Annotated in this window: 31 protein-coding genes; 18 read left to right on the top strand and 13 right to left on the bottom strand. The window is 36.6% G+C overall.

Annotation, left to right across the window (positions count from 1 at the left end; genetic code table 11):
• Positions 1-63: 63 nt before the first annotated feature.
• Positions 64-1308, top strand: a complete 1245-nt coding sequence (locus ACZ76X_RS08450; RefSeq protein WP_479850172.1) for a competence protein CoiA — start codon at positions 64-66, stop codon at positions 1306-1308.
• Positions 1309-1358: 50 nt separating this feature from the next.
• A complete protein-coding gene (gene pepF / locus ACZ76X_RS08445; protein ID WP_479850171.1) occupies positions 1359-3185 on the top strand; it encodes an oligoendopeptidase F in 1827 nt (608 codons plus the stop codon).
• 117 nt (positions 3186-3302) lie between these two features.
• Here the strand turns inward: pepF and ACZ76X_RS08440 are convergent, their stop codons facing one another.
• The 4 genes from ACZ76X_RS08440 to ACZ76X_RS08425 form a co-directional block, all read right to left on the bottom strand.
• Positions 3303-3476: a hypothetical protein gene (locus ACZ76X_RS08440; protein ID WP_041184086.1), complete on the bottom strand. Its 174-nt coding sequence runs from the start codon at positions 3474-3476 to the stop codon at positions 3303-3305.
• Positions 3477-3705: 229 nt separating this feature from the next.
• Positions 3706-4599: a ClpXP adapter SpxH family protein gene (locus ACZ76X_RS08435; RefSeq protein WP_479850170.1), complete on the bottom strand. Its 894-nt coding sequence runs from the start codon at positions 4597-4599 to the stop codon at positions 3706-3708.
• Entirely contained in the window at positions 4599-4997 is a 399-nt protein-coding gene (locus ACZ76X_RS08430) for a globin domain-containing protein (RefSeq protein WP_000043381.1), read from the bottom strand. Before ACZ76X_RS08430 ends, ACZ76X_RS08435 begins: the two co-directional genes overlap by 1 nt.
• A gap of 180 nt (positions 4998-5177) precedes the next feature.
• A complete protein-coding gene (locus ACZ76X_RS08425; protein ID WP_479850169.1) occupies positions 5178-5756 on the bottom strand; it encodes a CYTH domain-containing protein in 579 nt (192 codons plus the stop codon).
• A gap of 144 nt (positions 5757-5900) precedes the next feature.
• On the opposite strand from ACZ76X_RS08425, the gene ACZ76X_RS08420 reads away from it, so the two are divergent.
• Genes ACZ76X_RS08420 through ACZ76X_RS08405 form a run of 4 tightly spaced genes read left to right on the top strand, consistent with a single transcriptional unit; the run spans position 5901 to position 8666 of the window.
• Entirely contained in the window at positions 5901-6272 is a 372-nt protein-coding gene (locus ACZ76X_RS08420) for a UPF0738 family protein (protein WP_479850168.1), read from the top strand.
• A 30-nt stretch (positions 6273-6302) separates the two neighbouring features.
• Positions 6303-6941 carry a GTP diphosphokinase gene (gene yjbM, locus ACZ76X_RS08415; RefSeq protein WP_306184986.1) on the top strand — a complete coding sequence of 213 codons (639 nt, stop codon included), beginning with the start codon at positions 6303-6305 and terminating at the stop codon, positions 6939-6941.
• An 18-nt stretch (positions 6942-6959) separates the two neighbouring features.
• Complete coding sequence (locus ACZ76X_RS08410; protein WP_000673182.1) at positions 6960-7757, top strand: NAD kinase; 798 nt, start codon at positions 6960-6962, stop codon at positions 7755-7757.
• A 15-nt stretch (positions 7758-7772) separates the two neighbouring features.
• Positions 7773-8666, top strand: coding sequence for an RluA family pseudouridine synthase (locus ACZ76X_RS08405; protein ID WP_479850167.1), 894 nt, complete (start codon positions 7773-7775; stop codon positions 8664-8666).
• A gap of 48 nt (positions 8667-8714) precedes the next feature.
• Here the strand turns inward: ACZ76X_RS08405 and ACZ76X_RS08400 are convergent, their stop codons facing one another.
• The 7 genes from ACZ76X_RS08400 to ACZ76X_RS08370 all read right to left on the bottom strand — a co-directional run bounded on the left by ACZ76X_RS08400 (position 8715) and on the right by ACZ76X_RS08370 (position 16323).
• Positions 8715-10148, bottom strand: a complete 1434-nt coding sequence (locus ACZ76X_RS08400; protein WP_479850166.1) for a peptidase G2 autoproteolytic cleavage domain-containing protein — start codon at positions 10146-10148, stop codon at positions 8715-8717.
• Positions 10149-10396: 248 nt separating this feature from the next.
• Entirely contained in the window at positions 10397-11137 is a 741-nt protein-coding gene (prpE, locus tag ACZ76X_RS08395; RefSeq protein ID WP_098670244.1) for a bis(5'-nucleosyl)-tetraphosphatase PrpE, read from the bottom strand.
• A gap of 226 nt (positions 11138-11363) precedes the next feature.
• The gene (locus ACZ76X_RS08390) at positions 11364-12524 is read right to left on the bottom strand and encodes an FtsW/RodA/SpoVE family cell cycle protein (RefSeq protein ID WP_479850165.1); all 1161 of its coding nucleotides are present in this window, start codon (positions 12522-12524) and stop codon (positions 11364-11366) included.
• A 142-nt stretch (positions 12525-12666) separates the two neighbouring features.
• Positions 12667-13602, bottom strand: a complete 936-nt coding sequence (locus ACZ76X_RS08385) for a glycosyltransferase family 2 protein (RefSeq protein ID WP_479850164.1) — start codon at positions 13600-13602, stop codon at positions 12667-12669.
• A gap of 6 nt (positions 13603-13608) precedes the next feature.
• Positions 13609-14367, bottom strand: coding sequence for a class I SAM-dependent methyltransferase (locus ACZ76X_RS08380; protein ID WP_479850163.1), 759 nt, complete (start codon positions 14365-14367; stop codon positions 13609-13611).
• A 127-nt stretch (positions 14368-14494) separates the two neighbouring features.
• Positions 14495-15340, bottom strand: coding sequence for a TylF/MycF family methyltransferase (locus ACZ76X_RS08375; protein ID WP_479850162.1), 846 nt, complete (start codon positions 15338-15340; stop codon positions 14495-14497).
• A gap of 122 nt (positions 15341-15462) precedes the next feature.
• Positions 15463-16323, bottom strand: a complete 861-nt coding sequence (locus ACZ76X_RS08370; protein ID WP_479850161.1) for a BclA C-terminal domain-containing protein — start codon at positions 16321-16323, stop codon at positions 15463-15465.
• 165 nt (positions 16324-16488) lie between these two features.
• Between ACZ76X_RS08370 and ACZ76X_RS08365 the strand changes: the two genes are divergently transcribed.
• The 10 genes from ACZ76X_RS08365 to ACZ76X_RS08320 all read left to right on the top strand — a co-directional run bounded on the left by ACZ76X_RS08365 (position 16489) and on the right by ACZ76X_RS08320 (position 24535).
• Positions 16489-17589 (top strand): glycosyltransferase, encoded by a 1101-nt coding sequence (locus ACZ76X_RS08365; RefSeq protein ID WP_479850160.1) that lies wholly within the window; start codon positions 16489-16491, stop codon positions 17587-17589.
• Between the two features lie 151 nt (positions 17590-17740).
• Positions 17741-18430 carry a class I SAM-dependent methyltransferase gene (locus tag ACZ76X_RS08360; protein ID WP_208752593.1) on the top strand — a complete coding sequence of 230 codons (690 nt, stop codon included), beginning with the start codon at positions 17741-17743 and terminating at the stop codon, positions 18428-18430.
• A complete protein-coding gene (locus ACZ76X_RS08355; RefSeq protein ID WP_001271203.1) occupies positions 18427-19113 on the top strand; it encodes a glycosyltransferase family protein in 687 nt (228 codons plus the stop codon). The genes ACZ76X_RS08360 and ACZ76X_RS08355 overlap by 4 nt, the downstream gene beginning before the upstream one ends.
• A 12-nt stretch (positions 19114-19125) precedes the next feature.
• Positions 19126-19806: a glycosyltransferase family protein gene (locus tag ACZ76X_RS08350; RefSeq protein WP_000651513.1), complete on the top strand. Its 681-nt coding sequence runs from the start codon at positions 19126-19128 to the stop codon at positions 19804-19806.
• Between the two features lie 14 nt (positions 19807-19820).
• Positions 19821-20558 carry a sugar phosphate nucleotidyltransferase gene (locus tag ACZ76X_RS08345; protein WP_479850159.1) on the top strand — a complete coding sequence of 246 codons (738 nt, stop codon included), beginning with the start codon at positions 19821-19823 and terminating at the stop codon, positions 20556-20558.
• An 8-nt stretch (positions 20559-20566) separates the two neighbouring features.
• Positions 20567-21112, top strand: coding sequence for a dTDP-4-dehydrorhamnose 3,5-epimerase (rfbC, locus tag ACZ76X_RS08340; RefSeq protein ID WP_479850158.1), 546 nt, complete (start codon positions 20567-20569; stop codon positions 21110-21112).
• 15 nt (positions 21113-21127) lie between these two features.
• On the top strand, positions 21128-22099 hold the full coding sequence (rfbB, locus tag ACZ76X_RS08335) for a dTDP-glucose 4,6-dehydratase (protein WP_479850157.1): 972 nt from the start codon (positions 21128-21130) through the stop codon (positions 22097-22099).
• Positions 22100-22110: 11 nt separating this feature from the next.
• Positions 22111-22965, top strand: coding sequence for a dTDP-4-dehydrorhamnose reductase (gene rfbD / locus ACZ76X_RS08330; protein ID WP_479850156.1), 855 nt, complete (start codon positions 22111-22113; stop codon positions 22963-22965).
• Between the two features lie 109 nt (positions 22966-23074).
• Positions 23075-23845, top strand: a complete 771-nt coding sequence (gene fabI / locus ACZ76X_RS08325; RefSeq protein ID WP_474866065.1) for an enoyl-ACP reductase FabI — start codon at positions 23075-23077, stop codon at positions 23843-23845.
• 141 nt (positions 23846-23986) lie between these two features.
• On the top strand, positions 23987-24535 hold the full coding sequence (locus ACZ76X_RS08320; RefSeq protein WP_479850155.1) for a spore coat CotO family protein: 549 nt from the start codon (positions 23987-23989) through the stop codon (positions 24533-24535).
• A 59-nt stretch (positions 24536-24594) separates the two neighbouring features.
• Here ACZ76X_RS08320 and exsY read toward each other — a convergent pair whose 3' ends face one another.
• On the bottom strand, positions 24595-25053 hold the full coding sequence (gene exsY, locus ACZ76X_RS08315; RefSeq protein WP_098667938.1) for an exosporium assembly protein ExsY: 459 nt from the start codon (positions 25051-25053) through the stop codon (positions 24595-24597).
• Positions 25054-25178: 125 nt separating this feature from the next.
• Between exsY and ACZ76X_RS08310 the strand changes: the two genes are divergently transcribed.
• Both ACZ76X_RS08310 and ACZ76X_RS08305 read left to right on the top strand, forming a co-directional pair.
• A complete protein-coding gene (locus ACZ76X_RS08310) occupies positions 25179-25538 on the top strand; it encodes a DUF1360 domain-containing protein (RefSeq protein WP_479850154.1) in 360 nt (119 codons plus the stop codon).
• 101 nt (positions 25539-25639) lie between these two features.
• Positions 25640-25825 (top strand): cytochrome C oxidase subunit III, encoded by a 186-nt coding sequence (locus ACZ76X_RS08305; RefSeq protein WP_098667939.1) that lies wholly within the window; start codon positions 25640-25642, stop codon positions 25823-25825.
• A gap of 77 nt (positions 25826-25902) precedes the next feature.
• On the opposite strand, the gene exsF is transcribed toward ACZ76X_RS08305, so the two are convergent.
• Positions 25903-26406 (bottom strand): exosporium protein ExsF, encoded by a 504-nt coding sequence (gene exsF / locus ACZ76X_RS08300; RefSeq protein ID WP_098667940.1) that lies wholly within the window; start codon positions 26404-26406, stop codon positions 25903-25905.
• Between the last annotated feature and the right edge of the window lie 45 nt (positions 26407-26451).

Raw genomic sequence — 26451 nt, 5'->3', positions numbered from 1 at the left:
TTGGGACATCTCTTTTTTAAAAGGAATTTGTAATGAATTGTAGAATATAGGAGCTGAAAGGGTGTGATTCTGTTGTTTATCGCCAAAAGAGAAAACGGAGAAAAAATTCATCTACTTTATCATCATGATGAAGAGCTGTTACACCGTATGCGGAAAAGGGAAAGCTTCTTTTGCATAGCTTGCGGGAAGGAAGTGCAAATGAAATTAGGGAAACAAAAAAGTTGGCATTTTGCTCATAAGAAAATGGATGCGTGTCTTGCCTTTTATGAAGCAGAATCTATGTATCATAGGCACGGTAAAGAATTGTTATATAGATGGTTCAAACGTCAAAACTTTCATGTAGATATAGAGCATTATTTGCCAGAGATTCAGCAACGACCAGATATTTTCATAGAGAGAGCAGGGAGAAAAATTGCGATTGAATACCAGTGTGCAAATCTCTCTATAGAACAGCTGTACAAACGAACTTATTCGTATTGGCGAGCTGGTATACAGGTCATTTGGATCATTGGTGGAAATCAATTGAAAAAGCACTCTGCATATTGGATGAAATTCTCCTCTCTTATGGCTTTCTCCTTACAATCTTATCCTCAGCCACTTCTTATTTTCTTCTGTTCGAAACAAAAATCATTTATGAAATGCGCGTTTCTTACTTCATTTTCTACAAGCGTCTCTTTCTCACATATTATATATTTACCAACTGAAACGACTACTGTTGAAATGCTCTTTTCTCCTGTTCCATTCAAAAAAGAAATATTAGACCGAGAATGGAAGCAGAGAAAGGACTATTTTCGAAAAAATGCTTTGCCTATTTGGAATTATAATCATAAGTCACTCTTACGCCTCTTATATCAATGTAAATGTACCCCAGCAAATTTCCCTTCTGAAATTGGTGTGCCGCTCCCGTCCTCATTCGCTTTTCAAACAAATCCATTTATATGGCAAGCTTTCCTATATATAAAGTGTATAGGTAAGCTTGCAGTAGGGGATTGTATTTCCCTCGAGTATGCGTGTAGCTATGTGAAAAAGTATACGAAAAGGCGCATGCTCCCGTACTTTTCACCACATATATGGAAAGGAGCAGTTACTGAGTATATGACATTTTTATGTTATGCAGGTGTATTACGTAAAGTAGGGACTTATAAGTACCAGAAAATAAGGGGAATAGCTATGTTAAAAACAGAGGAGGAAGTTATAAAATATGATGAAATTTGCTTAGCGTATGCCTTATCTTTATTTGAGGCAAAGTACAACATGAGAGAAGGAAAAGGGGATATAATAAAGACTGATCGTGAAGGAATTACATAAGAAAAATCGAATTGTATGTAAGTAGAGATATTTAAAGGAGGGCTTAAAGCATGTCTGAACAAAACACAGCAAAAGCATTACCGGATCGTAACGAGATTGAAGAATCAAGTACGTGGCGATTAGAAGATATTTTCCAAACAGATGCAGAATGGGAAAAAGAATTCCAAGCTATTAAAGAGCTATTACCGAAGTTAACTGAATTTAAAGGGAAACTTGGTGACTCTGCGAACAATTTACTTGAAGCATTGCAATATGAAGATGAAATTTCAATGCGATTAGGTAAGCTATATACATATGCACATATGCGTTACGATCAAGATACGACAAACTCTGTGTATCAAGCGTTAAATGACCGTGCAACAAATTTATATTCACAAGTATCTAGTAGCACAGCATATATTGTGCCTGAAATTTTATCGATTTCAGAAGATACATTGCAAACATTCTTAAAAGAAAATAGAGACTTAAGTGTATATGAACATGCGTTAGAAGAAATTACGCGTCAACGCCCTCACGTATTATCTGAAGCGGAAGAGGCACTATTAGCAGAAGCATCTGAAGTAATGAGTGCGTCAAGTAATACATTTGGTATGTTGAATAATGCGGATTTGAAATTCCCATCTATTAAAGGTGAGGATGGAGAAGAAATAGAAATTACACATGGTCGTTACATTCAATTTTTAGAAAGTGATGATCGTCGTGTACGCGAAGATGCGTTTAAAGCTGTATATGAAACGTACGGAAAATATAAGAACACATTTGCAAGTACGTTAAGTGGAGCAGTGAAGCGTAATAATTTCAATGCGCGCGTTCGTAAATACGATTCTGCACGTCAAGCTGCATTAAGTAATAATAATATTCCTGAAGCGGTGTATGATCAACTTATTGACTCTGTAAATGATAATTTACATTTGTTACATCGTTACATTGATATTCGTAAGCGTGCACTAGGACTTGATGAGCTTCATATGTATGATTTATATACACCACTTGTACCAGAAGTGAAAATGAACGTGAAGTATGAAGAAGCGCAAGACATGTTATTAAAGTCTTTAAACGTACTTGGTGATGAATATGTTGATATTTTGAAAGAAGCATATGAAAATCGCTGGGTAGATGTGTATGAGAATAAAGGAAAACGAAGCGGAGCATATTCATCTGGTGCATATGGAACAAATCCGTATATTTTAATGAACTGGCATGATAATGTAAATAATTTATTTACACTTGCTCATGAATTTGGTCATTCTGTGCATAGTTACTACACAAGAAAAACGCAGCCACACGTATACGGTGATTATTCAATCTTCGTTGCGGAAGTAGCATCAACTTGTAATGAAGCGCTTCTAAACGATTATTTATTAAAAACGACAGAAGATAAGAAAGAGCGTCTATACTTATTAAATCATTATTTAGAAGGATTCCGTGGTACTGTATTCCGTCAAACGATGTTCGCAGAGTTTGAGCATATTATTCATAAGAAAGTACAAGAGGGACATGCGGTTACGCCAGACATGTTAACGGAGATCTACTATGATTTAAATAAGAAATATTTCGGTGATGCTTTAGTAATCGATAAAGAAATTGGTTTAGAGTGGTCTCGTATTCCGCACTTCTACTACAACTATTACGTATACCAATACGCAACAGGATTTAGTGCAGCAACGGCTCTATCTAAACAAATTTTAGAGGAAGGGCAACCAGCAGTAGAACGTTACATTAATGAGTTCTTAAAAGCAGGAAGCTCAGATTACCCAATTGAAGTGCTGAAAAGAGCAGGAGTAGATATGGCATCTCCAGAACCGGTAAAAGAAGCATTGCAAGTATTTGAAGAAAAATTAAATGAATTAGAAGCATTATTATTTGAAGAGAAGTAATAGAAAAGACGAGGAATTTACCTCGTCTTTTTGTTTATATATTTTTGTCGATATTTGTCGGGAAAATAAAGTGAATTTCCTTCTTTTTTCTAAAGTAGAAGGCAGTTTTACAGTTCATTAAAATCCTTTAAATCGTTTTTTATGGTTGAAATAAGAGAGAGCAATGACAATGACTCCGAATAAAAGAGGGAAAGCAATCATTTTAGGAAAAGCTTGTAGTAGAGAGAGGATGTACAAGAAAAAAGAAATGATGACAGCTAGAATGATTAATAAAATATACGTTTTTTTCATACAAAACACCTCCAAAATAGCTTTTTTATAGCTTATTCAGAAATGAAAACGTTTAGAATGTGACAAAAGTGTGAAATTCGACAAAAGGGGTTGTCATCTGACGTCGAATCTTGTAATATAATAAGCGTGAACGAATTCACATACAAACATATACCCCTTTGTTTGAACGTGAAAATTTCTCCCATCCCCTTTAATATTTTTATAAGCCGTAAAGAAGAAGACCTGGTGTTTACACCAGGTCTTCTTCTTTTGCTATCCATTTCCAATAACGCTCACATTTTACGTCAATCATTTGTACTTTTCGTTTCAGTTGTAATTTTTTTAGTTCACGCTCGATTTCTTGCTGCGGGCAGTCATATATAAATGCTACTTCTTTTGAAGAGATAAATTGCGTTGCTTCTAGTAACACTTCTAAAGGTGGTAATGGTTCTGGCTCGATTTCACATTTTACAAGTTCTTTTAATAATTGTACGTATACATCATAGGAATACGTTCCAGCGATTTTAATACCTTCTTCATCTGAATTCGCATGAAAAAATACGAGAGAAGGTATTTCTGTAATATGCATCTCATTTGTGAATTTTAAGTCACATTGGAATGCCTTTTTTGCGCTAGCGGAATAGAGGTCTTTTTTAAATTCTTCTACATCAATAGCGCTATCTCTTGCACATGCAAGTAATAATTCGCAGTCAGGATTTGATACATTTTCAAGGAAAATGTATTCTTGGAGTTTTCGCAAAAACTTCGAACCTGCTTTTCGGCCCTGCAACTCCGCTGCCTTAATTGCCATCGAAACTAAATATGGTGTTGACGATGCTTCTTGCATATGTACCTTTCCATCACATGAAAAACCTTGTAAACTTGTTGTCTTTTCCCACACAAATCGAATATTAGCAGGTTTATTCCATTTGTGTGAGGAAGCGTTCGTTCCGTCCACTTTTCCTGTTACGATATGACGAATTGAGAAGTATTTCCCGTATTCAAGCCATAGTTTAATAATAAAGGGCTCAATTTCCCAGCAATCTTTACAAAGTGGATCAATAAATAAATATGCTTCTACAGACTTATGCTCACATGCGGAAGGAGATGGCATATTGATATGCTTTGCTTCCTGTTTATCCATTATATTTCACCTGTTTCGTTTGGAGTATTAACCATATGCTGAGCAGTTAATGCTAAACGTTCAAAAACGAACTCTCTTATATGACCGTGCACTCCTGTGTCATCCATTGCTTGCTCCATACAGGATAGCCAAGCCTCTGCTCGTTTTGGCGTAATTTCAAACGGGAGATGGCGTGCTCTTAACATAGGATGACCATGTTCTTCAGTGTACAAATTAGGACCACCTAAATATTGTGTTAAAAATTGTTTCTGCTTCCTAGCGGTTTCTGTTAAATCATCCGGGAAGATGGGAGATAGGTCAGGGTGCTTACTGACATAGGAATAAAATGTATCTACTAATATTGCAATGCATTGTTCACCGCCAATTGCCTCAAATGGTGTCATCGGTTGCTTGCTCATCCTTTATAAACTCCTTTTTCCATGAAATGTATATCTATTGTAGCAATGGAATGTTAGAGAGGGCAAATAAATAGCCTTCATAACGTCCTTTGCGTATTCTACAGATGTAAAAGAATCTTTTCCTTTTTAAAAGTGAGATGTATCCACTAGTAGAACGTATTCACTAGTGGAATTTTCACTTTAGCGTGCTTTGTTTTGTTTGGCAAGGAAAAAGCGTTTTACTTTATTATTTGTATGACGGATTGGTATGTCGTGTTGCTTTAATAAATGAATAAAGGCAGCTTTTCCTGTTTCTTCATCTTGCACTTCAAATTCAATTTCATAATCATCGTGATTGTAATAGAAACTATGATCAAAGACAAGTGTTCCGCCTTCAAATAACGTTTCAGCTCTTTCAGTTGTTAAACTACCCATATAGGTTAAAGCAGAAACAGGAATTTGTAATTTGTGTAGTTGATCCGTTACAGCCCCTGGAATGATTACGTTTGTCGCCATCATCATTTTTGCTTCTTCTTCTGTTACGACTTGATGTGTTTCTAACAAACCAACCTCTGCAGGTTGTTTCAATGTTAATGTATAAGTTTCTCCTTTATGACGAATACGAAGTGCAGAGCCAGCTTCTTTTAACGAGAAATTCGGTGTTTCAAAGTAGTGATTTACCTGTTTCGTAAATACTTCAATAGAGAATGATTTACATAATGTATTGAATTCTTCTTCTGTAACAATATTTTTAAATTCAATTTCGATTTCCTGTGTCATTGTATGCGCTCCTTTGTAAAAATAATTCTTTACACATTATCGCTTTTTCACAAATTTGGTTCAATGTTTTATTTGTTTGCGTCCATGTTATGATACAATAATACTGTTAAGTAAGACAGGAAGTTGAGATGGAGGAGTTAGAGCATGCAAAATAAAATTCAAGTTAAGAGCGTAGAAAAGAGAGAGAATGCTCTTATTTTTTGTGCGGAAAATAGTGAAATAGAGGTAAAGGAGTTAAGTGCACGTAATCATGTACTTGTAGACTCAGACAATTTATCATTTTTATATATCTTAGAAAACGAATCATCTTTCATTTATGTAAGTATTCCGCACACATGCTGGGAAGCAATGCATGAAGCGATGAATAACAATGTGGTTATGTTCGTTCGTGTGAATGACATTGAAATGGAATTAGAAGGATTAAAAGAAGAAGTAGAATATTTAGTTGAAAATATTGAAGGTAATGCAAATTACGGAGAAGAACTAGTAACTGCTGTAGAAAAAGTATTTCTATAAGCAAATGGATTGATTTTGGTGGTGGTTGAAATGAATCGAAATTGGGAAGAATTTTTAGCACCTTACCACCAAGCGGTGGCAGAGCTGAAAGTGAAACTAAAAGGAATGCGTACTCAATTTGCAATGTTAACAGAGCATTCTCCAATTGAGTTTGTAACAGGAAGGGTAAAGTCGGTTCCAAGTATTATTGATAAAGCGGAGAAGAGAAATGTACCGCTGAACCGGCTGAGAGAAGATATGCAAGATATCGCGGGCCTTCGAATGATGTGTCAATTTGTTGATGAGATTAAGCCTGTTGTAGAATATCTTCGAAAACGAAATGACTTTGAAATCGTGGAAGAACGTGATTATGTCACGCAGAAGAAAGATAGCGGTTATCGTTCTTATCACGTTGTCATTAGTTACCCAGTTCAAACGATTCAAGGTGAACAAAAAGTATTGGTAGAAATCCAAATACGCACGCTAGCAATGAATTTTTGGGCAACAATTGAGCATTCTTTAAATTATAAATATAGTGGACGTTTTCCTGAAGATATTAAAATACGCTTGCAACGTGCAGCGGAAGCAGCATTTTTATTAGATGAAGAAATGTCTTCTATCCGACTTGAAATTCAAGAAGCGCAGAAAGCTTTTTCAAGAAAGCAAGAAACGAAAGATTCCGAATCATAAACTAAAGGGTGTTGGGCGATGAAATTTACAATTATGTCAAAGGGAGATCAATCATCAGATGCACTGGCAAGCACGATGAAAGAATACTTGCTAGATTTTGGATTCATAATGGATGAAAAGGAACCCGATATTGTAATTTCTGTTGGGGGAGATGGAACGCTTTTATATGCATTTCATCGTTATTATGATCGATTGGCTGAAACAGCATTTGTTGGTGTACATACAGGGCATTTAGGTTTCTATGCAGATTGGTTACCGACAGAAGTAGAGAAATTAGTAATTGCAATTGCTAAAACACCATTCCAAGTGGTGGAATATCCGCTTTTAGAAGTGATTATTCGCTATGTGAATGGGAGTAAAGAGTCGCAGTATTTAGCGATGAATGAAGCGACTGTGAAAAGTGCAGAAGGTACATTAGTAACAGAAGTGGAAATACGCGGAGAGTACTTTGAAACGTTCCGCGGGGATGGCCTTTGTATTTCTACTCCTTCGGGAAGCACTGCGTATAATAAGGCACTTGGTGGAGCGATTATTCACCCTTCTATTGAAGCGATTCAAATTGCAGAAATGGCATCTATTAATAACCGTGTGTTTCGTACGGTAGGTTCGCCGCTCGTACTGCCGAAACATCATACATGTGTGTTGAAGCCGGCTGCAGGGATGAACTTACAAATTACGGTGGACCATTTAACGATGGTTCATCAAGATGTGAAATCAATTCAGTATCGCGTTGCAAACGAAAAAGTACGATTTGTTCGTTTCCGTCCATTCCCGTTCTGGAAACGAGTTCGTGACTCGTTTGTTGCAGATAAATAGAAAGGGTTTATATATTTGAACAGATTTACATTGAAATGGGATATAGAATCGGCCCAAGAGGGAACTTTAGTTAGAGAATTTTTAAAAACAAAAGGGATTTCTAAAGCCGCATTAACGGATATAAAGTTTCACGGCGGAGCTATAGAAGTAAATGGTCAACATGCGAGCGTTCGTCATCAGTTGCAAGCTGGTGAAGAATTACGTGTCTTTTTTCCAATAGAGGAAAGAAGTGAAGGGATGAGTGCAGAAGATATTCCTTTATGTATCGTATATGAAGATGATGCAGTTCTTGTCATAAACAAAGAGGCAAACATGTCAACGATTCCGTCTAGAGAACATCCGGCAGGAAGTGTTGCGAATGCGCTCTTATCTCATTATGATAAGCAACATCTTGCAAGTACGGTGCACGTCGTAACGAGGCTAGATCGCGATACTTCAGGGCTTATGCTGATTGCAAAAAATCGTTTCGTACATCATCTTTTATCGAAACAGCACCAACAAAAAGTTGTGAAAAGAACGTATGAAGCAATCGTTCATGGTGAAATGAGAGAACGAGGTGGAACGATTGATGCACCGATTGGACGAAAATCGGATAGTATTATTGAGCGAACCGTTTGTGAGGAGGGGCAAAGAGCAGTTACTCATTTTAGAGTGATTGATAGCGCCAATCATAAGACGCATGTATCGCTTGAGCTTGATACAGGAAGAACGCACCAAATTCGTGTACATATGGCGCACATAGGACATCCGCTACTTGGCGATACTTTATATGGTGGAAAAAGGGATGAAATGAAACGACAAGCGCTTCACAGTACATCCTTGACGTTTTATCATCCTATTTTAGAGAAAGAAATGTCTTTCACTACACCGATTCCAAGCGATATGCAAGCGGTATTAAGACATACTTAAAAAGGGAACAAAATTCTTATGTAACGAAGAATTTTGTTCCCTTTTTTCTTAGCGGAATAATATTAAAATTTGGTTTTCACCCGTGCGCTTTATAACAAAAAAGCCACTTTCGGATTTTGTAGCAATGCCATCTTTATTTGGACGACAATATCCATGCGTTTCGCAAGTACCGTCATCACGTACTAACATTTGTCCAATTAATCCGACAGGAAGCCACTCGGTACGATCTTTTCTTGCTATATATTTGCAAGCTGGATCCCATTCTGTATTTAAAAGAGGTTGTATGTCTTGCAACTCCGTGCGTACATATTGACGTTTTCCAAAGTTATCTGTTTTGTAGCGTTTTTGCCAACTTAAAGCACCGCTATTTCCTATCAGAGCGGGTGTCGCGCTAGATATTCCTAAGATGAATGAATCGTTTGAAGTAGCGATTCGAATTTTTTCTTCGCTACTAAATGTAACGAAATAACCTACATCAATAAGGCTATTGTCTGCTGTTTCAAACATTTGTGCAAAATCAGTTCCGCTTGCATTGTAAGAAGCGCCATCAATGTACATTTCTCCATTATGAGCAAGCCACTTTGCACCGATATTATGATCGGTTTCATTTGTACCGTTTGCAATAAACCAAGAATAGGATTCTTCTGCTGTACCGAATCGTCCCATAATATGGCTACCTGCAAAATGAGCTGTTGATGTATGATTACCTTCCGCATGAGAAGAAAATCCGTTAGCGATAGTCGCGGTTCCTTCTGCATGAGCTGCTTCGCCTAAAGCGATTGTATGTTTACCTTCTGCATGAGAATAAGCGCCACCTGCTGTCGTTTCACTTCCTTCACTATGGGAACTATGTCCAGTTGCTTTTGTTTTTGATCCTTCTGCATGAGAGAAAGAACCTTTTGCGTGTGTCAGAAGCCCTTCTGCATGTGAAACTGTACCCTCTGCATGAGAGTGAAGTCCCTCTGCATATGCATACCGTCCCTCTTTTTTTACTTTTGTATTTTCAGGTGTAGGGGTCTGAATGATGATCGTTTTTTCTGTTTGTATATCATTGGATGGTGCTAATGCTTCTTTTATTTTCTTCACTTGATTTATAATAGCAGCTGGAATTTCTGCTTCCGTTTTTTTATTTATTGTTACAGGGATGTTTTCTTCTGTATTTTTTTCTGTTTGCTCAGAAGATATAATCTGTTCAGCATGAGTGGAGAGAGGTTTATTTTTTTGCTGCATCTTTGTTTTTCTATTGTCAATTATGCGGCTCATTACAGCATTTTCTAAAGAGACATATTTTGGTCTAGCTTTGTTTTTTGGGGATGCCTCTTGTCCTTCCAGTCCTTCCAGTTCTTCCAGTTCTTCCAGTTCTTCCAGTTCTTCCAGTTCTTCTACAGCTGCAGCTCGAATGCTACACCAGTTGTTAATTCCGTACATGGGTAGATAAAAAGGCGGGCATTTTCTTTTTTGTTTAGAAGATTTTTTCTTCATTCTGTCACCTCCTGCGACAGTATATGCCGTGTAATGAAAAAAAGATGCACTTTATTGCATCTTTTTTTCATTACTTTAAGCAGTTTTTATCCCGCTTTAATGGGCAGTAAGATCCCCATCTCAAAATTCAGCGAAATTAAAGAATTTAGGTGGGGGTCGGGATGCCCATAAAAGTCCGATTGGTGAGGGATGATTAAAGCTTCACTTTATATAAGAGCTGCCTAAATGATACGGTCAGTCTTCGTAAGTTATGAAATTGGGCGGAATTTTTCAGGAACAAAGGGCAAGGAAGAAGGGACAGAAACAGTCTCCATTTCAGGATAACGTAGTCCAGTTAGTTTGCCACCAAACACAGCGCCAGTGTCAATATTGACTGTATGATTTACAAAGCGAGGTTCTTTTACGGGTGTATGTCCATATACAATCCAAGCTGTTCCTTTATACTCCTTCGCCCAGTCGCGACGGACAGGTGAGCCATCGGCATGTTTTTCTCCTGTAATATCGCCATATAATACAAAGGTTTGTACTTTTTTATCTTGTCTTCCTATGTAATCTTGCCGAATTCCAGCGTGACACACAATTAACCTTTTCTCATCGAGTACGTGATATAAAGGGGATTGCTCGTAAAGTGTGATGAATTTTTCTTTTATCATCTTTTGTTTATGAGAAGGCAATGCTTCATATTCGGCAACAGTTGTTTCGAGTCCATGAGCAATTGTCACATTACGTCCAAGGAAAAATCGGTATAGTTTATTGCAGTGATTTCCCGGAGCGTAATAAGCTGCTTTTTTATTTATGACAAGTTCCCATACAATTTCAATCATACGTAATGAATGAGGACCGCGATCTGTAATATCGCCAACAAAAGCAAGCTTGCGTTGATCAGGGTGAATCGGCAGGTCATTATTCCAGTTATATCCGAGTTTCGTCGTTAAATCTTGAAACTCTTGGAAGCATCCATGAATATCCCCTATAATGTCATATTTCATATTTAAACCTCCATCATATTTTTTATTAGTATATCTAAAAAAGGATAGAGATAAAGTGAAACTTTAATCAGTGGGGGTTTTCTTCATCCCCCACTGATTATTAGTTGAACCAATCGGACTTTTATGGGCAGTTGATCCCCCACCTAACTTCTTTGCTTTCTCTGAATTTTAAGGTGGGGGTCTTACTGCCCATTAAAGTGGGATAAAAATATACCGTATCTATGCTTCAGTTAAACATAAAGACTTTTGTCCTTGAGCGAACGTTTAAAACAAATCCAATCGCTATCATGTATGTGAGTAAGGAACTTCCTCCGTAGCTCATAAGGGGCAATGTGATTCCTGTAATAGGCAGCAATCCGATAGTCATCCCGATATTTTGAAATACTTGAAAAGTAAACATACCGATTGTACCAGCGCAGATGTAACTACCGAAAGGGTCATTACTTTCTAAAGCGATATGAATCATGCGGAAAATAAGTAGGAAAAAAAGAGCAATAATGAAACTTGCGCCTAAAAAGCCGAATTGTTCAGCGATATTGGTGAAAATAAAATCTGTATGTGGTTCTGGAAAGTATACTTGTCCATTTTCCCAACCTTTTCCTTGCATTTCCCCTGATCCAGTAGCTAAGAAAGCTTGTCTTAATTGATAGCCTTGCGCATCATATTTATATGGTGCTAACCAGCCGTAGAAGCGATTTAGTTGATATTCTTGTAAAATGTGTGCTTTAAAGAATTTTGTATGTGTGAAAAAAATATACGTTAATGTAACGCCAGCTGCAAAAATACCGGAAACTAATCCGAAAATAAACCGCCAACGTATACCAGAAACTAGTATCATTGCTGCAAGCATAGCTGAAATTACCATTGTGTTTCCTAAATCAGGTTCCTTTGCAATAAGGAGCAGGGGAGGCAAACTTGTTGCGCATATTTTTCCGAGTAATAAAAAATCATCGTGTATGGTTCGGTAAAAATATTTCTCATTGTGATTTGCTATAATTCGTCCGGTGACGATAATTAAAAACAATTTCATAATTTCAGAAGGCTGGAAATTTCCGATGCCTGGGAGCCTGTACCAAGCGGTCGCACCTTTAATTGTAATGGCACCTGGTACTTGAAGTTCTAGCCCAATTAGTAGTACCAATGCAAAGCTATATAAATACCAAGCAATTTTTTGATAACGATCGAAATCGATAATCATAATAACACCAATGGCTATGAATCCAATGAAGTACCACTGGATTTGCTTTAATACAAAATTTACATTTTGCAAAAATGGTGGTAAAGAGGCTTGTGCACTTGCAATTGCAAAGCAACTAACAGTCCCAATGGCAAATAAGATGCATAGTAATACGTAGTCTATTTGATATTGAGAATTTGGATCTTTCAATGTATGTATTCCTTTCTATCGCCTAGTAAATATATGGATTATGTCATGATAAAAATAATATACAAGCAGACTATGCATACATTTATTCCACTATTTGCGGGAAGTCATACATCACAAGGAAGGAATCCTCCCTTGTGATGGATTATATTGCATGGAGTTCTTTGGTAACTATATTCAAACAATGAGAAAGGCGTGTATGTGTATCGGTCGTTGGAATGAGTTCTGGATATAGCTGATAAAATGTTGTAGCATTTTTATACCATTCGCAAGCTTTTAACAGACTCGTTTTGTAATAGTCAATCTCTTGTAGAAAACCATATTTTTTTGAATGTAAAACGAGATGTGAAAAATCTTCGCAACCTTCAAGGTATTTGTGATGTACTTGCTGTCCCGTATGAAGGCGGAAAGAACTTAAAGGTTCCGTGATATAGATCGCATCACCTTTGGAAAGTAAACTGATCCAAGAAGCCATATCCACACTACAATTATAATTTCTACCATTTAAAGTACCGAAAGGCTCTGTTAATAGGCGTTTTCGAAAGAGTACAGTCGTAGGTTCACCAATAATATTTTGCCCTAGTATAAGCATATGGTTTCCAAGATCTTTCCCATTTAATAGAGTATCTTCATCATATAATCTTTTCATGGAGGGATGTTGTTCAATTATCTCTCCATCATCATTAATCCAAGTACGATAAGATGTAATAAGTGCGAGATTTTGATCTAAGTCTTTTTGGAAATAAAACATCATTTTTTCAATTTTACTATTATAAAATATATCATCATCCATTAAGAAATTTATGTACTCTCCATGGGACTGCTTTAATAGCATAAGTGAGTTATTAAATTGTCCTAGAGTCGTGGCATTTCGAATATATGTTATGTGTTTATGATTAGGTAAATAATGTGTCTGCATTAAAATCTCTGTTTCATCATTCGTACTATCGTCTCCTACAATAATCTCAATGTTTGGATAGGTTTGTGTTAATGCACTTTCTAGAGCGATTTTAAAATAATGAGGCCGATTATAGGTTGGAATAAGAATGGAAACGAGAGGTGGATTTTTTATATTATTCATATACAACTACCTTTCGGAAATTTTTTGTGTAAGAATAATATCTTGATAGCTTGTGTGTTGAGTTCTGCTACACCATGATCCATAATGGGGGGGAGTCTGCATTTCTAGTCCATACTTATTTAATAGGGTACGAATATCTTCCTCAGGATAGGCAACTGCGAAATTCGGGATTTCTTTATTTAGAACATAACAATTGTCAATTTGATGATAAAAACCTAACGTACTTAATCCTGCATTTAAGTAATAGGAAGATTCAGGATTAATTAAAAAGAAAGTAATAAAACATCTTCCGTCTTTTTTTAGAACCCGAGAAATCTCACATACGTAATGTTCTAATTCATTCGGAAGGAGATGGGTAAATATAGACGTTAAAAAAATAAAATCAAATGATTCATCTTCATATGGAAACTTGTATTGGGAAGCATCTTCTTTTCCATCGGGATTGTAGAATTGATTATATATATCGACATGTTCGAAATGGAAATTGTTACGGCGTGTTGAAATGTTGTTTTTGCACCATGTAATGCCCTCATTGAATAAGTCAAATCCATAATAAGTACCATCATCGCTTAAATAATTCATTAATGGAACCGCCATCCGGCCGATACCACAGCCTACATCTAACACTGTTTCATTTGATTTTAAATTTCCAATTTCAATAAAATACTGCATAAACTCTTTTCCAACTTCTTCAAAGTGACCACCTACATATTGAACGAGTTCTGGAGGTGGAATTAATGTGGATTTTTTCTTATTTTCGTTCATACATTCACTCCGTCCTTGTAGTAAAGTAGGGGATTTCTATTGCATATAAGTTCATCAGTTATAGTGAGAGGAACTTTACACGATAATAAGTAGTGTAAAGTTCCTCTCAAAAAAATAAACTTGTATTCTATTCTTTTCTCCAATAAATACCAAAATCATCAATTTTAATAATAGGAGCTTGTAAGTTTCTTTCATTTCTGAAATCAGTTACAGCTTCTGCGCATGTTACTAATCCATAGTCATCAATAATAATAAAGCCACCTGTTGTAACTTTGTCGTATAAGTTTACAAGACTATCCATCGTTGATTCATACATATCGCCATCAAGGCGAGCAATTGCAATTTTTTCTATCGGTGCTGAAGGCAATGTATCTTTAAACCAACCCTTTAAAAATTTCACCTGATCATTTAATAAATCGTATTTTCTAAAGTTTTCTTGCACTGTTTCTAAAGAAACTCGTAAGTAATCGAATGTATGCAAATAATCACCGTAATCTTTCGGGTATTGTTCTAAGTTAGGTGCTGGCAAACCTTCAAATGAATCAGCGACCCACACAGTACGATCTGTAATATTGTTTGCTTGTAAAAACCCATTCATAAAAATGCATGATCCCCCGCGCCATACACCAGTTTCAATAAAATCACCTTCTATATTTTCACGGACAACAGTTTCCATAGCCGCATGTAATTGATTCATACGCTTTCGGCCAACCATACTGTGTGCTGCTCTTGGCCAATCCTTACCACCTTGACGCTCATTGTTTGAAACGTTAGGATTAACGATTTTTAAATTGTGGTTTTCTACATACTGCTTAAGAAACAAAGGAAGTGGAACTGTAACTGGTTCATATGATAGCTCTTTAGATATATGTAACGAAGCAGGTAAGTATGGTTCGTATTCTAACCATATTTCAAATAAAATGGTTTTCTTTAATAGCTCAAGATAAAGCTGGACAGCTGATTTATTTTCCATATAAGTGCCTCCTGCGGAATGTCATACAACATTATGACTATGTAGAAAAGGAAGATTTAATGATTGAATTTAAAAATGAAAAAGCAGTAAAACTGATATCAGTTTTACTGCTAAGTAAAAAATTAAGCAACTTTTTCAATAATAATAGATGCACTCGTACCAAGAGCTAATGATAGCCCAAGCCCTGTAACAATTACTTCAACTAATGATGGAGTTGTCGTAATTTGCGTAATTGCTTGAATAACGATAGGTGCTCCAAGTGAGATTAAACTTGATCCGGTACCTGGTACAGGTACTCCATTCACTTGGATTGTAAGACCCCCTAATACACTGGCTGTTGCAGTATTAGCGATAACAGTAATTTTATAGAATCCAGTTTCACTAATTACGAAAGTATCAGCATCTAATTGAGAAATTGCTGTACCAAACTGAGATCCAACAGTATTAAATGGTACTGGATCATTAATTCCTAGATCTAAAGAAATTCCACCGGAGTTAAATGCATATAGTCCTGCTGGAAGTCCTAGTCCGGATGGCCCAGTTGGCCCAGTTGGCCCAGTCAGTCCGGTAGCACCAGTCGGCCCAGTAGCACCAGTGTCTCCAGTTGGCCCAGTTGGTCCAGTAGCACCAGTGTCTCCAGTTGGCCCAGTTGGTCCAGTAGCACCAGTGTCTCCAGTTGGCCCAGTTGGTCCAGTAGCACCAGTGCCTCCAGTTGGCCCAGTTGGTCCAGTAGCACCAGTGCCTCCAGTTGGCCCAGTTGGCCCAGTTGGCCCAGTTGGCCCAGTCGGTCCAGTTGGTCCAGACGGCCCAGTTGGTACAGTTGGCCCAGTCGGCCCAGTTGGTCCAGTCGGCCCGGTTGGTCCGGTAGGAAGGGTAAACGGTGGTATCGGTGGTAATGTTGGTCCTACAAGATTAGGGTCAAATGCACTAGCTGATAAAGACTCATCGGGATTTAATCCATCTGAATAATTATTATTTGACATAAATTCACCTCCATAAAGCGTTCATTATATAGTAGATGCAAAACCGAAAGAAAATGACACGGACATTTGAATTATTAAAAAGAAATCTTAAACTGCTTGAACAATTTAAAAAATTGGAAAGTTTAGTATATGTATAACATATGATTGATTTGGAAGAGGGTGATTATGTTGAACAAGCAAGGAATTACAATTAGTTTGTGTATGATTGTTCGAGATGAGGAAGAGACCATAGCCCGTTGTTTAGACACCGTAGAGAAAATTGTGGATGAAATTATAGTTGTTGATACAGGTTCCGTTGATCGAACGAAAGAAATCGTAGAGAAATATACTTCTAACATATATGATTTTCAGTGGATTGATGATTTTGCGGCAGCTAGAAATTTTTCTTTTTCAAAAGCGACGCAAGAGTATATATTGTGGCTAGATGCAGATGACGTATTATTAGAAGATGCTCAAGAAGCATTGAAACTGTTAAAAAGAGAATTGGATCCTAAAATTGATGCTGTTTCGATGCCTTATCATCTTGCAATGGATTCTAACGGGAAACCTTTATATTGTACAAAAAGAAATCGACTTGTAAAGCGTGAAAAACAATTTCAATGGTTTGGAAAGGTCCATGAATATTTAGCTATTTCTGGTGAAACTTTTAGTAGTAATGTTGCTATTACACATAAAAAAGAAAAAAAGGTAACAAATCGTAATTTGAAAATTTTTCAAGATGCTGTAGCAGCTGGAGAAGAATTGAGTCCGAGAGATTTATTTTATTACGCAAATGAATGTATGGATAACCAAAAATATGATGATGCAGTTCTTCTATATGAAACATTTCTTAATCAAGACGAAGGATGGTATGAAGAGAAAATTTATGCATGTGGTAAATTAGGAGATTGCTATGCAAAGCTTGGATTATGGGAAAAGGCAGTTGAATCTTGTGTGAAGTCGTTTCGGTATGCTATTCCTAGAGGAGAGAATTGTACAAGAATAGGATATATATATATGGAACAACAAAAATATAATGAAGCGATATTTTGGTTTAAACTTGCAACGGAAGTACCAATGGCCACGGAGAGTCCATTTCATAGTCCAGCTAGCTACACATGGCTTCCCTATTTACAAATGTGCATTTGTTATAGCAAGTTAGGAGAACAAGACAAGGCTTATTATTACAACGAATTAGCAGCTTCTTACGTTCCAAATAATGCTGCAATTGAATATAACCGCAAATATTTTCGGAGCATTTTTGATCAACAAAAAAAATCGTTATAGGTTGTTTTTTTTAGAAATAGTTTATCACGATTCTAACTCTAATAGATTGACTATATAGTAAAGTATCGGTAATGTAACCAGCAATGGTTATATTTATAGACTTCATATGAGGTTTATATTTCAAATTCAATTTGCATAAGGAGTGTGTGAAATGAATTCCCCAAAAAATTCTTTATATGAAGAAAAATCTGGTCATTATTATAATGCAGTGAATCCGAATTTATTAAAGCATATAAAAAAGGAATGGAAAGAAGTTCTTGATATTGGTTGCTCGAGTGGTGCGTTGGGAGCAGCAATAAAAGAAAATGGCACACGTGTATCAGGAATTGAGGCATTCCCAGAGGCAGCAGAACAAGCAAAAGAAAAACTAGATCATGTTGTTTTAGGTGATATAGAAACAATGGAGATGCCGTATGAGGAAGAGCAATTTGATTGTGTTATATTTGGTGACGTATTAGAGCATTTATTTGATCCATGGGCTGTAATAGAAAAAGTAAAACCGTATATAAAGCATAATGGTGTGATTTTGGCTAGTATACCGAACGTTGCTCACATCTCAGTATTAGCTCCCTTACTTGCTGGAAATTGGTCGTATACAGAATATGGTTTATTAGATAAAACGCATATTCGTTTCTTTACATTTAATGAAATGCTCCGAATGTTTTTAAAAGCAGGATATTCTATTAGTAAAGTAGATCGTGTATATATTGATCATAAAATGTATGAACCGTTAATTGAGGAGTTATATGGAGTTTGTAAAAAATATCGTCTTGGAAGTGGCTTCATGGCTGAGACGGTAGTATTTCAGTATATTATTGAAGCAGAAAAATCACCGTTATGAGCGCTGCTGAGAAAACGATATTATTTGTTACATGTATAAATGATTCGAAAATGTATGCACAGTGTGTACGACATATATTGAGATTGGCAGTGCCGCCAGGATATGTTGTACAGTTTATGCCAATTCGGAATGCGAAAAGTATGACGAGCGGATATAATCAAGCGATTTCGCATCCAGCAAAATATAAAGTGTATATACACCAAGATGTTTTCATTATGAATGTAGCATTTTTACATGGACTACTGCAATTATTTAACGAACATGAACATCTTGGGATGATAGGAATGATTGGAGCACAATATGTTCCTCCAAATGGGGTATGGAATGAAGGAAAAGGAGTTGTTGGAAAGGTAATTGGTTATATGAATGATTTATTTTATATGGCAAGTCAAGAACAGCCGTACCATGAGTCAAAAACATTTATGCCTGTGGAATGTATTGATGGTTTATTGATGGCAACGCAATACGATATTCCGTGGCGAGAAGACTTATTTGATGGGTTTGACTATTATGATGTGTCCCAATCATTTGAATTTAGAAAAGCTGGCTATACAGTTGGGGTTCCTGTACAGCGTGATGCTTGGTGCATTCACTATCATATTGATGTGAATATGACCAACTATGAAAAGTATAGAAAGATCTTTGTGGAGCACTATATGTCAGATGTAAATCAAGACGAATAGAGGGGCTACAAAATGAAAGATCATACAATATTAGTTGTTGTTTGTATAAACAATGAAGAGTTATTTGAACAGTGTGAGAGACAAATAAGAAACCTTTTTGTTCCCCCTGGTTATGTTGTACAAATTTTTCCGATACGAGATGCGAAAAGTATGGCAAGTGCATATAACCGAGCACTTTCATATCCCGCGAAGTATAAGGTTTATATACATCAAGATACTTATCTTATTAATCGTGAGATGTTTTATACACTTATTTCTCTTTTTAAAGATAACGAAAAACTTGGTTTAATTGGAGTAGCTGGTGCTCAGTTTTTACCGAGCAACGGGATATGGTGGGAAGGGAAAAATTTAGTAGGGAAAGTGATTGAGTATAGAAGACAGAATTACCAACTATTAAATTTAGATCAGCTCTTTTATGGAAATCAATCATTTATGTCAGTTCAGGCAATTGATGGATTATTAATGGCCACACAGTATGATATCCCGTGGCGAGAAGACTTATTTCAAGGATTCCACTTTTATGATGTGTCGCAGTCTTTAGAGTTTCAAAAGGCAGGTTATTTAATTGGTATCCCTAATCAAGCAAATTTATGGTGTATTCACTACAACGGGGATGAGTTTGATGCGGATACATATGAGAAGGATCGAAAAGTGTTTGTAGAACATTACAAAGATATACTATCTCCATCATAAGGGAGAGATGCAGGGTGAAAGGAATTATTTTAGCAGGTGGAACTGGATCAAGGTTATATCCAATAACGAAAGTAACGAATAAACATTTGCTTCCTGTTGGACGATATCCAATGATTTATCATGCGGTATATAAGCTAAAACAATGTGAAATCACAGATATTATGATTATTACAGGTAAAGAGCATATGGGAGATGTTGTTAGTTTTTTAGGAAGTGGTCAAGAGTTTGGTGTATCCTTTACGTATCGTGTGCAAGATAAGGCGGGCGGAATTGCACAAGCATTAGGGCTTTGTGAGAATTTCGTCGGGAACGATCGTATGGTAGTTATATTGGGAGATAATATCTTTTCTGATGACATTCGCCCGTATGTGGAAGAGTTTGCAAATCAAAAAGAAGGTGCGAAAGTACTGCTGCAATCTGTAGATGATCCGGAGAGATTTGGTGTAGCGCATATTCAAAACCGAAAAATAATTGAAATTGAAGAAAAACCGAAAGAGCCGAAAAGTTCCTATGCAGTCACAGGAATTTATTTGTATGATTGGAAAGTCTTTTCTTATATAAAAGAATTAAAACCTTCCGCAAGGGGAGAACTTGAAATTACAGATATTAATAATTGGTATTTAAAACGAGGGGTACTTACTTATAATGAAATGAGCGGTTGGTGGACGGATGCGGGAACCCATGTTTCTCTTCAAAAGGCGAATACGTTAGCGCGGGATATAAACTTTGGGAAGCAGTTTAACGGAGAATAGGTGAGAATATGAAAGTTGTCCAAACAAACTTTACTGATGCAAAATTGTTAGAACCGAGGTTATTTGGAGATGAGCGTGGCTTTTTTACGGAAAGTTATAATAAGAAGGTGCTAGAAACATTGGGGATTACGTATTCATTTGTACAGGATAATGTTTCGTATTCAGCAGAAGCGGGAACGATTCGGGGCTTACACTTTCAAAAAAATCCGAAAGCGCAAACGAAACTTATTCAAGTTATGCAAGGAGCAATCTATGACGTTATCGTCGATTTGCGAAAAGATTCCCCAACGTTTAGGCAGTGGGGAGGATATATTTTAAGTGCAGATAATCACCGGCAATTATTAGTACCAAAAGGATTTGCACATGGTTTTTGTACACTTGTTCCGCATACGATTGTGATGTATAAAGTAGATGAGTATTATAGTGCCAATCATGACTCAGGGGTACTTTGGAACGATAAAGAATTAGCAATTCCATGGCCAGTAACAAGTCCTATTTTGTCTGACAAAGATCGAGTATTACCGTCACTTCAGGAATGTGAAGATAGCTTTTGAGTAGGAGAGTTGTTTATGAATATATTAGTAACAGGTGGGGCCGGCTTTATTGGAAGTAATTTTGTTCATTACATGTTACAAAGCTATGAAACATATAAAATTATTAATTTCGACGCATTAACATATAGCGGGAATTTAAATAACGTGAAGTCTCTTCAAGATCATCCGAATTACTTTTTTGTAAAAGGGGAAATTCAAAATGGAGAGCTGCTGGAGCATGTTATTAAGGAGCGTGACGTGCAAGTAATTGTCAATTTCGCAGCTGAATCACATGTGGACCGTAGTATTGCAAATCCGATCCCTTTTTATGATACAAATATAATCGGTACAGTCACCTTATTAGAATTAGTGAAAAAATATCCGCATATTAAAATTGTGCAAGTATCAACAGATGAGGTGTACGGCTCTTTAGGGAAAACAGGTCGATTCACTGAGGAAACTCCATTAGCTCCAAATAGTCCATATTCTTCAAGTAAAGCGAGCGCCGACATGATAGCTTTATCCTATTATAAAACATATCAATTACCAGTTTTAGTAACGCGTTGCTCCAATAACTATGGGCCATATCAATATCCTGAAAAACTAATTCCATTAATGGTTACGAATGCACTGGAAGGGAAAAAATTACCGTTATATGGCGATGGATTAAATGTAAGAGATTGGTTACATGTAACGGATCATTGTAGTGCGATTGACGTTGTTTTGCATAAGGGACGTATAGGGGAAGTATATAATATAGGTGGAAATAATGAAAAAACAAATGTAGATGTTGTGGAACAAATTATCTCTCTGTTAGGAAAGACGAAAAAAGACATTGCGTATGTTACAGACCGTTTAGGGCATGATCGTCGTTATGCGATTGATGCGCAAAAGATGAAAAATGAGTTTGGCTGGGAACCACAGTATACGTTTGAACAAGGGCTAAAAGAAACGGTGGAATGGTATGAACATCATATAGAATGGTGGAAACCACTAAAAGAAAAGTAAGGGGCATATAAATGAAAGAACGGATTATCATAACAGGAGCAAATGGTCAATTGGGAAAGCAACTACAAGAAGAGTTAAATCCTGAAAAATATGACATATATCCATTTGATAAAAAGTTACTAGATATAACAAATATATCCCAAATGCAGCAAGTGGTACAAGAAATAAGGCCACATATCATTATCCATTGTGCAGCGTATACGAAGGTTGATCATGCTGAGAGAGAGCCAGATCTTGCGTATAGAATAAATGCAATAGGAGCTCGAAATGTAGCGGTTGCTTCACAATTAGTAGGAGCGAAGTTAGTTTATATTAGTACCGATTATGTATTTCAGGGCGACAGACCGGAAGGGTATGATGAATTTCATAATCCGGCGCCGATAAATATATACGGAGCTTCTAAATATGCAGGAGAGCAGTTCGTCAAAGAGTTACATAATAAATATTTTATCGTTCGCACATCGTGGTTATATGGTAAGTATGGAAATAATTTTGTGAAAACGATGATGCGATTAGGGAAAGAAAGAGCAGAAGTATCTGTTGTAGCGGATCAAATTGGTTCTCCGACTTATGTGGCGGATTTAAATGTGATGATTAATAAGCTCATTCGCACTTCTTTATACGGTACGTATCATGTATCAAATAGAGGCTCGTGTTCTTGGTTTGAATTTGCCCAAAAAATATTTTCGTATGCAAATATGAAAGTGAATGTATTCCCTGTTTCAACCGAAGAATTTGGGGCGGCGGCAGCGAGACCGAAATATTCTGTTTTCCAACATAACATGCTACGGTTAAATGGTTTTTTACAAATGCCTTCTTGGGAAGAAGGATTAGAGCGTTTTTTTATAGAAACAAAAAGTCATTAACGATTTTGAAGTTAATGACTTTTTTGTTTGCCTTTAAGAGGTTTTATGTTACTATAATTATAGTATCAGGTACTAATAACAAGTATAAGTATTTCTGGGAGGATATATCATGGAACTATTACAAGGGAAAACATTTGTTGTTATGGGCGTTGCGAACCAAAGAAGTATTGCATGGGGAATTGCTCGCTCTTTGCATAATGCAGGTGCAAAATTAATCTTCACATATGCAGGAGAACGTTTGGAGAGAAACGTTCGTGAATTAGCGGACACATTAGAAGGACAAGAATCACTTGTATTACCTTGTGATGTAACGAATGATGAAGAACTTACAGCTTGCTTTGAAACAATCAAGAAAGAAGTTGGTACAATTCACGGTGTTGCACACTGTATTGCTTTTGCAAATCGTGACGACTTAAAAGGTGAATTTGTAGATACTTCTCGCGATGGATTTTTACTTGCACAAAATATTAGTGCATTCTCTTTAACAGCTGTAGCAAGAGAAGCGAAGAAAGTAATGACAGAAGGCGGAAATATTTTAACGTTAACATATCTTGGCGGCGAGCGCGTTGTGAAAAACTATAACGTTATGGGTGTTGCGAAAGCTTCATTAGAAGCGAGCGTAAAATATTTAGCTAACGATTTAGGTCAGCACGGCATTCGTGTTAACGCTATTTCTGCAGGTCCAATTCGTACGTTATCTGCAAAAGGTGTAGGCGACTTTAACTCAATCTTAAGAGAAATTGAGGAGCGCGCACCACTTCGCCGTACAACAACTCCGGAAGAAGTTGGGGATACAGCAGTATTCTTATTCAGTGATTTAGCACGCGGTGTAACAGGAGAAAACATTCACGTTGATTCAGGATATCATATCTTAGGATAAACATAATATGAATTTTTAAAGGACAATCTCTACATGTTGAGATTGTCCTTTTTATTTGTTCTTAGAAAGAACGATTTTTAACGAAAGTTCTTACCACGTTATGAATATAACTATAATAGTACACGATTTATTCAGCTACGTATGGAAGTGGGAGGGACGAGTGTGAAGAATAAAAATAAAAGTTCAACAGTTGGAAAACCGTTGTTATATATTGCGCAAGTAAATTTGGAACTTGCTGCACCGAAAATAAAAAGAATTATCTTAACAAACTTTGAAAATGAGGATCGAAAAGAGGAAAGTAATAGAAACGAAAATGTTGTAAGTAGTGCTGTGGAAGAAGTAATAGAACAGCAAGAAGAGCAACAAGTAGAAGAAACAATAGAAGAAGAGGAACAAGTACAAGAGCAACAAGAACAGAAAGAACAGCAAGAACAGCAAGAGCCAGTGAGAACTGTCCCGTATAATAAATCATTTAAGGATATGAATAATGAAGAGAAAATTCATTTTTTATTAAACCGCCCTCATTACATTCCGAAAGTAAGGTGCAGAATAAAAACAGCTACAGTCTCATATGTTGGATCGATCATATCGTATCGTAATGGCATGGTATCCATTATGCCGCCAAATAGTATGAGAGATATTCGGTTATCTATAGAGGATATCCAATCGATTAGTATGGCAGGCTTTTAAATATGTAAAGGTGGTAGAATGCTTCTACCACCCCAATAGTTTTTTAGTTTACTTCATTATTAGATAGAAACGTCGCGTAAGCACTGAATCGCACAGAAACAGCTTAAATCTACAGTAATACAAGTAGATGTCGATACTAGTCTTGCATTTGGTACAGCTAAAAACGTACAAATTGGGTCATCAGTAGGTGGTACAGGGGAGCCATCACCTAATACTACACTTAATACACGTAGTACAGCACAGCTATCGTCATCTACGCTTTCCACACGGAAAATTGGAGAACGGCAGCTAGTAAGGCTTGCGGATGGTGCAAATGCTTCAAATGGTGTTCCAGCTTTTGTGTATAAAATAAAAGGGCGTGTATTTGCTACTGATGCAGTGTTGTGTGCACCTAAAAATGGAATTTCACAACCAGATCCACACGTTGTTGTAGAACAATCTTGTAATTCATTGATGAATTTTACAACGTCAACTACACAATGAGAAGAGCTATGGTGTTTATTTTCGTTACAACTCATTAATGTCACTCCTTATCTTCTTGTTTGTATTTACATTAATAAGATATTGGAGTCGAGGAGATTTGGTCACAATCTCAAGACCTTTTTTTTTAAATAGGCGAAAGAAGATAAGGGAAGGTGGAATCATGCTGTTTACAAGTTGGCTTTTATTTTTTATTTTCGCGTTAGCTGCTTTTAGGCTCACTCGTTTAATTGTGTATGATAAAATTACAGCTTTTTTGCGAAGACCGTTTATTGATGAATTAGAGATTACAGAGCCGGATGGAAGTGTATCAACTTTTACAAAAGTAAAAGGGAAAGGGTTAAGAAAGTGGATTGGCGAATTATTAAGTTGTTATTGGTGTACAGGTGTATGGGTTAGTGCTTTTTTATTAGTTTTATATAATTGGATCTCTATCGTTGCAGAGCCGTTACTTGCATTATTAGCTATTGCAGGAGCAGCAGCAATCATTGAAACGATTACAGGATATTTTATGGGAGAATAATATATTTTCATAATAAGAGAAAAAGCGGAGTTTAAAAGAAGGAGGGAACGGAAATTAAGAGTTGTTCATATAGTAAATAGACAGAATTGACAGTAGAGGAGATGTTTGCTGTGAGCAATAATCCAAGGCAAAATTCATATGACCTGCAGCAATGGTATCATATACAGCAACAGCACCAAGCACAACAACAGGCATATCAAGAACAGTTACAACAACAAGGATTTGTAAAGAAAAAAGGATGTAATTGCGGGAAAAAGAAGAACACAATAAAACACTATGAAGAATGAAACACTCATGTTACTGTGAGTGTTTTTTATTATACATATAAAAAGCGGTATTTCTAATGAAGAAATACCGCTTTTTACTAGCTAATTTGTGCAACTGTTAATGCTGCAGCACGAACGTCTACAGTTCCAATTAACTCAACTGGTACAATTTGAATTAAATCGCCAGGGTTTAAGTTAATCAGAATAACACCACTGGATACATCTACTTCACCAGTACCAATAACGTTAGATCGAACTGCTGTACCTGACCCAGGAATAATGTTAGCTGGTGTACCTAATGATAAGAAGAAACGACCAGCTTCTGGTGCAACAGGTGCGTTATCCAGACTAATTGTTAATGTATAACTGATTTGATAAATACCAGCTCGTAGAATTCGAATGCCATCTCCGACACTTACTGTATCATTTATTACAGGAACAGTGATATTTGGGTTTGGACTTACGCTAGGTAATAGTAATGGTGTAAATAATGAAGCGAACTGAGGTGCAGACGCGTTGAAAGCAAAACCGAAGGCAGGTAGTGTACTAGCTGGTTTTGCCTCGCAATCAATTTTAGTAAATTCGCAATCAGAAGAGAACATGTTTTTCACTCCTTTATCTGTTTCTACTTTCAGTTAATGAAAAGG

The organism is Bacillus sp. BC05(2025), assembly GCF_056725905.1.
This window is presented reverse-complemented; position numbering and strand designations above follow the sequence as displayed.

Bases quoted from the DNA above. Each gene is read 5' to 3' on its own strand.
- pepF (WP_479850171.1), top strand. From the start codon at position 1,359: ATGTCTGAACAAAACACAGCAAAAGCATTACCGGATCGTAACGAGATT.
- ACZ76X_RS08440 (WP_041184086.1), bottom strand. From the start codon at position 3,476: ATGAAAAAAACGTATATTTTATTAATCATTCTAGCTGTCATCATTTCT.
- ACZ76X_RS08435 (WP_479850170.1), bottom strand. From the start codon at position 4,599: ATGGATAAACAGGAAGCAAAGCATATCAATATGCCATCTCCTTCCGCA.
- ACZ76X_RS08430 (WP_000043381.1), bottom strand. From the start codon at position 4,997: ATGAGCAAGCAACCGATGACACCATTTGAGGCAATTGGCGGTGAACAA.
- ACZ76X_RS08425 (WP_479850169.1), bottom strand. From the start codon at position 5,756: ATGACACAGGAAATCGAAATTGAATTTAAAAATATTGTTACAGAAGAA.
- ACZ76X_RS08420 (WP_479850168.1), top strand. From the start codon at position 5,901: ATGCAAAATAAAATTCAAGTTAAGAGCGTAGAAAAGAGAGAGAATGCT.
- yjbM (WP_306184986.1), top strand. From the start codon at position 6,303: ATGAATCGAAATTGGGAAGAATTTTTAGCACCTTACCACCAAGCGGTG.
- ACZ76X_RS08410 (WP_000673182.1), top strand. From the start codon at position 6,960: ATGAAATTTACAATTATGTCAAAGGGAGATCAATCATCAGATGCACTG.
- ACZ76X_RS08400 (WP_479850166.1), bottom strand. From the start codon at position 10,148: ATGAAGAAAAAATCTTCTAAACAAAAAAGAAAATGCCCGCCTTTTTAT.
- prpE (WP_098670244.1), bottom strand. From the start codon at position 11,137: ATGAAATATGACATTATAGGGGATATTCATGGATGCTTCCAAGAGTTT.
- ACZ76X_RS08385 (WP_479850164.1), bottom strand. From the start codon at position 13,602: ATGAATAATATAAAAAATCCACCTCTCGTTTCCATTCTTATTCCAACC.
- ACZ76X_RS08380 (WP_479850163.1), bottom strand. From the start codon at position 14,367: ATGAACGAAAATAAGAAAAAATCCACATTAATTCCACCTCCAGAACTC.
- ACZ76X_RS08375 (WP_479850162.1), bottom strand. From the start codon at position 15,340: ATGGAAAATAAATCAGCTGTCCAGCTTTATCTTGAGCTATTAAAGAAA.
- ACZ76X_RS08370 (WP_479850161.1), bottom strand. From the start codon at position 16,323: ATGTCAAATAATAATTATTCAGATGGATTAAATCCCGATGAGTCTTTA.
- ACZ76X_RS08365 (WP_479850160.1), top strand. From the start codon at position 16,489: ATGTTGAACAAGCAAGGAATTACAATTAGTTTGTGTATGATTGTTCGA.
- ACZ76X_RS08360 (WP_208752593.1), top strand. From the start codon at position 17,741: ATGAATTCCCCAAAAAATTCTTTATATGAAGAAAAATCTGGTCATTAT.
- ACZ76X_RS08355 (WP_001271203.1), top strand. From the start codon at position 18,427: ATGAGCGCTGCTGAGAAAACGATATTATTTGTTACATGTATAAATGAT.
- ACZ76X_RS08350 (WP_000651513.1), top strand. From the start codon at position 19,126: ATGAAAGATCATACAATATTAGTTGTTGTTTGTATAAACAATGAAGAG.
- rfbC (WP_479850158.1), top strand. From the start codon at position 20,567: ATGAAAGTTGTCCAAACAAACTTTACTGATGCAAAATTGTTAGAACCG.
- rfbB (WP_479850157.1), top strand. From the start codon at position 21,128: ATGAATATATTAGTAACAGGTGGGGCCGGCTTTATTGGAAGTAATTTT.
- rfbD (WP_479850156.1), top strand. From the start codon at position 22,111: ATGAAAGAACGGATTATCATAACAGGAGCAAATGGTCAATTGGGAAAG.
- fabI (WP_474866065.1), top strand. From the start codon at position 23,075: ATGGAACTATTACAAGGGAAAACATTTGTTGTTATGGGCGTTGCGAAC.
- ACZ76X_RS08320 (WP_479850155.1), top strand. From the start codon at position 23,987: ATGGAAGTGGGAGGGACGAGTGTGAAGAATAAAAATAAAAGTTCAACA.
- exsY (WP_098667938.1), bottom strand. From the start codon at position 25,053: ATGAGTTGTAACGAAAATAAACACCATAGCTCTTCTCATTGTGTAGTT.
- ACZ76X_RS08310 (WP_479850154.1), top strand. From the start codon at position 25,179: ATGCTGTTTACAAGTTGGCTTTTATTTTTTATTTTCGCGTTAGCTGCT.
- ACZ76X_RS08305 (WP_098667939.1), top strand. From the start codon at position 25,640: ATGTTTGCTGTGAGCAATAATCCAAGGCAAAATTCATATGACCTGCAG.
- exsF (WP_098667940.1), bottom strand. From the start codon at position 26,406: ATGTTCTCTTCTGATTGCGAATTTACTAAAATTGATTGCGAGGCAAAA.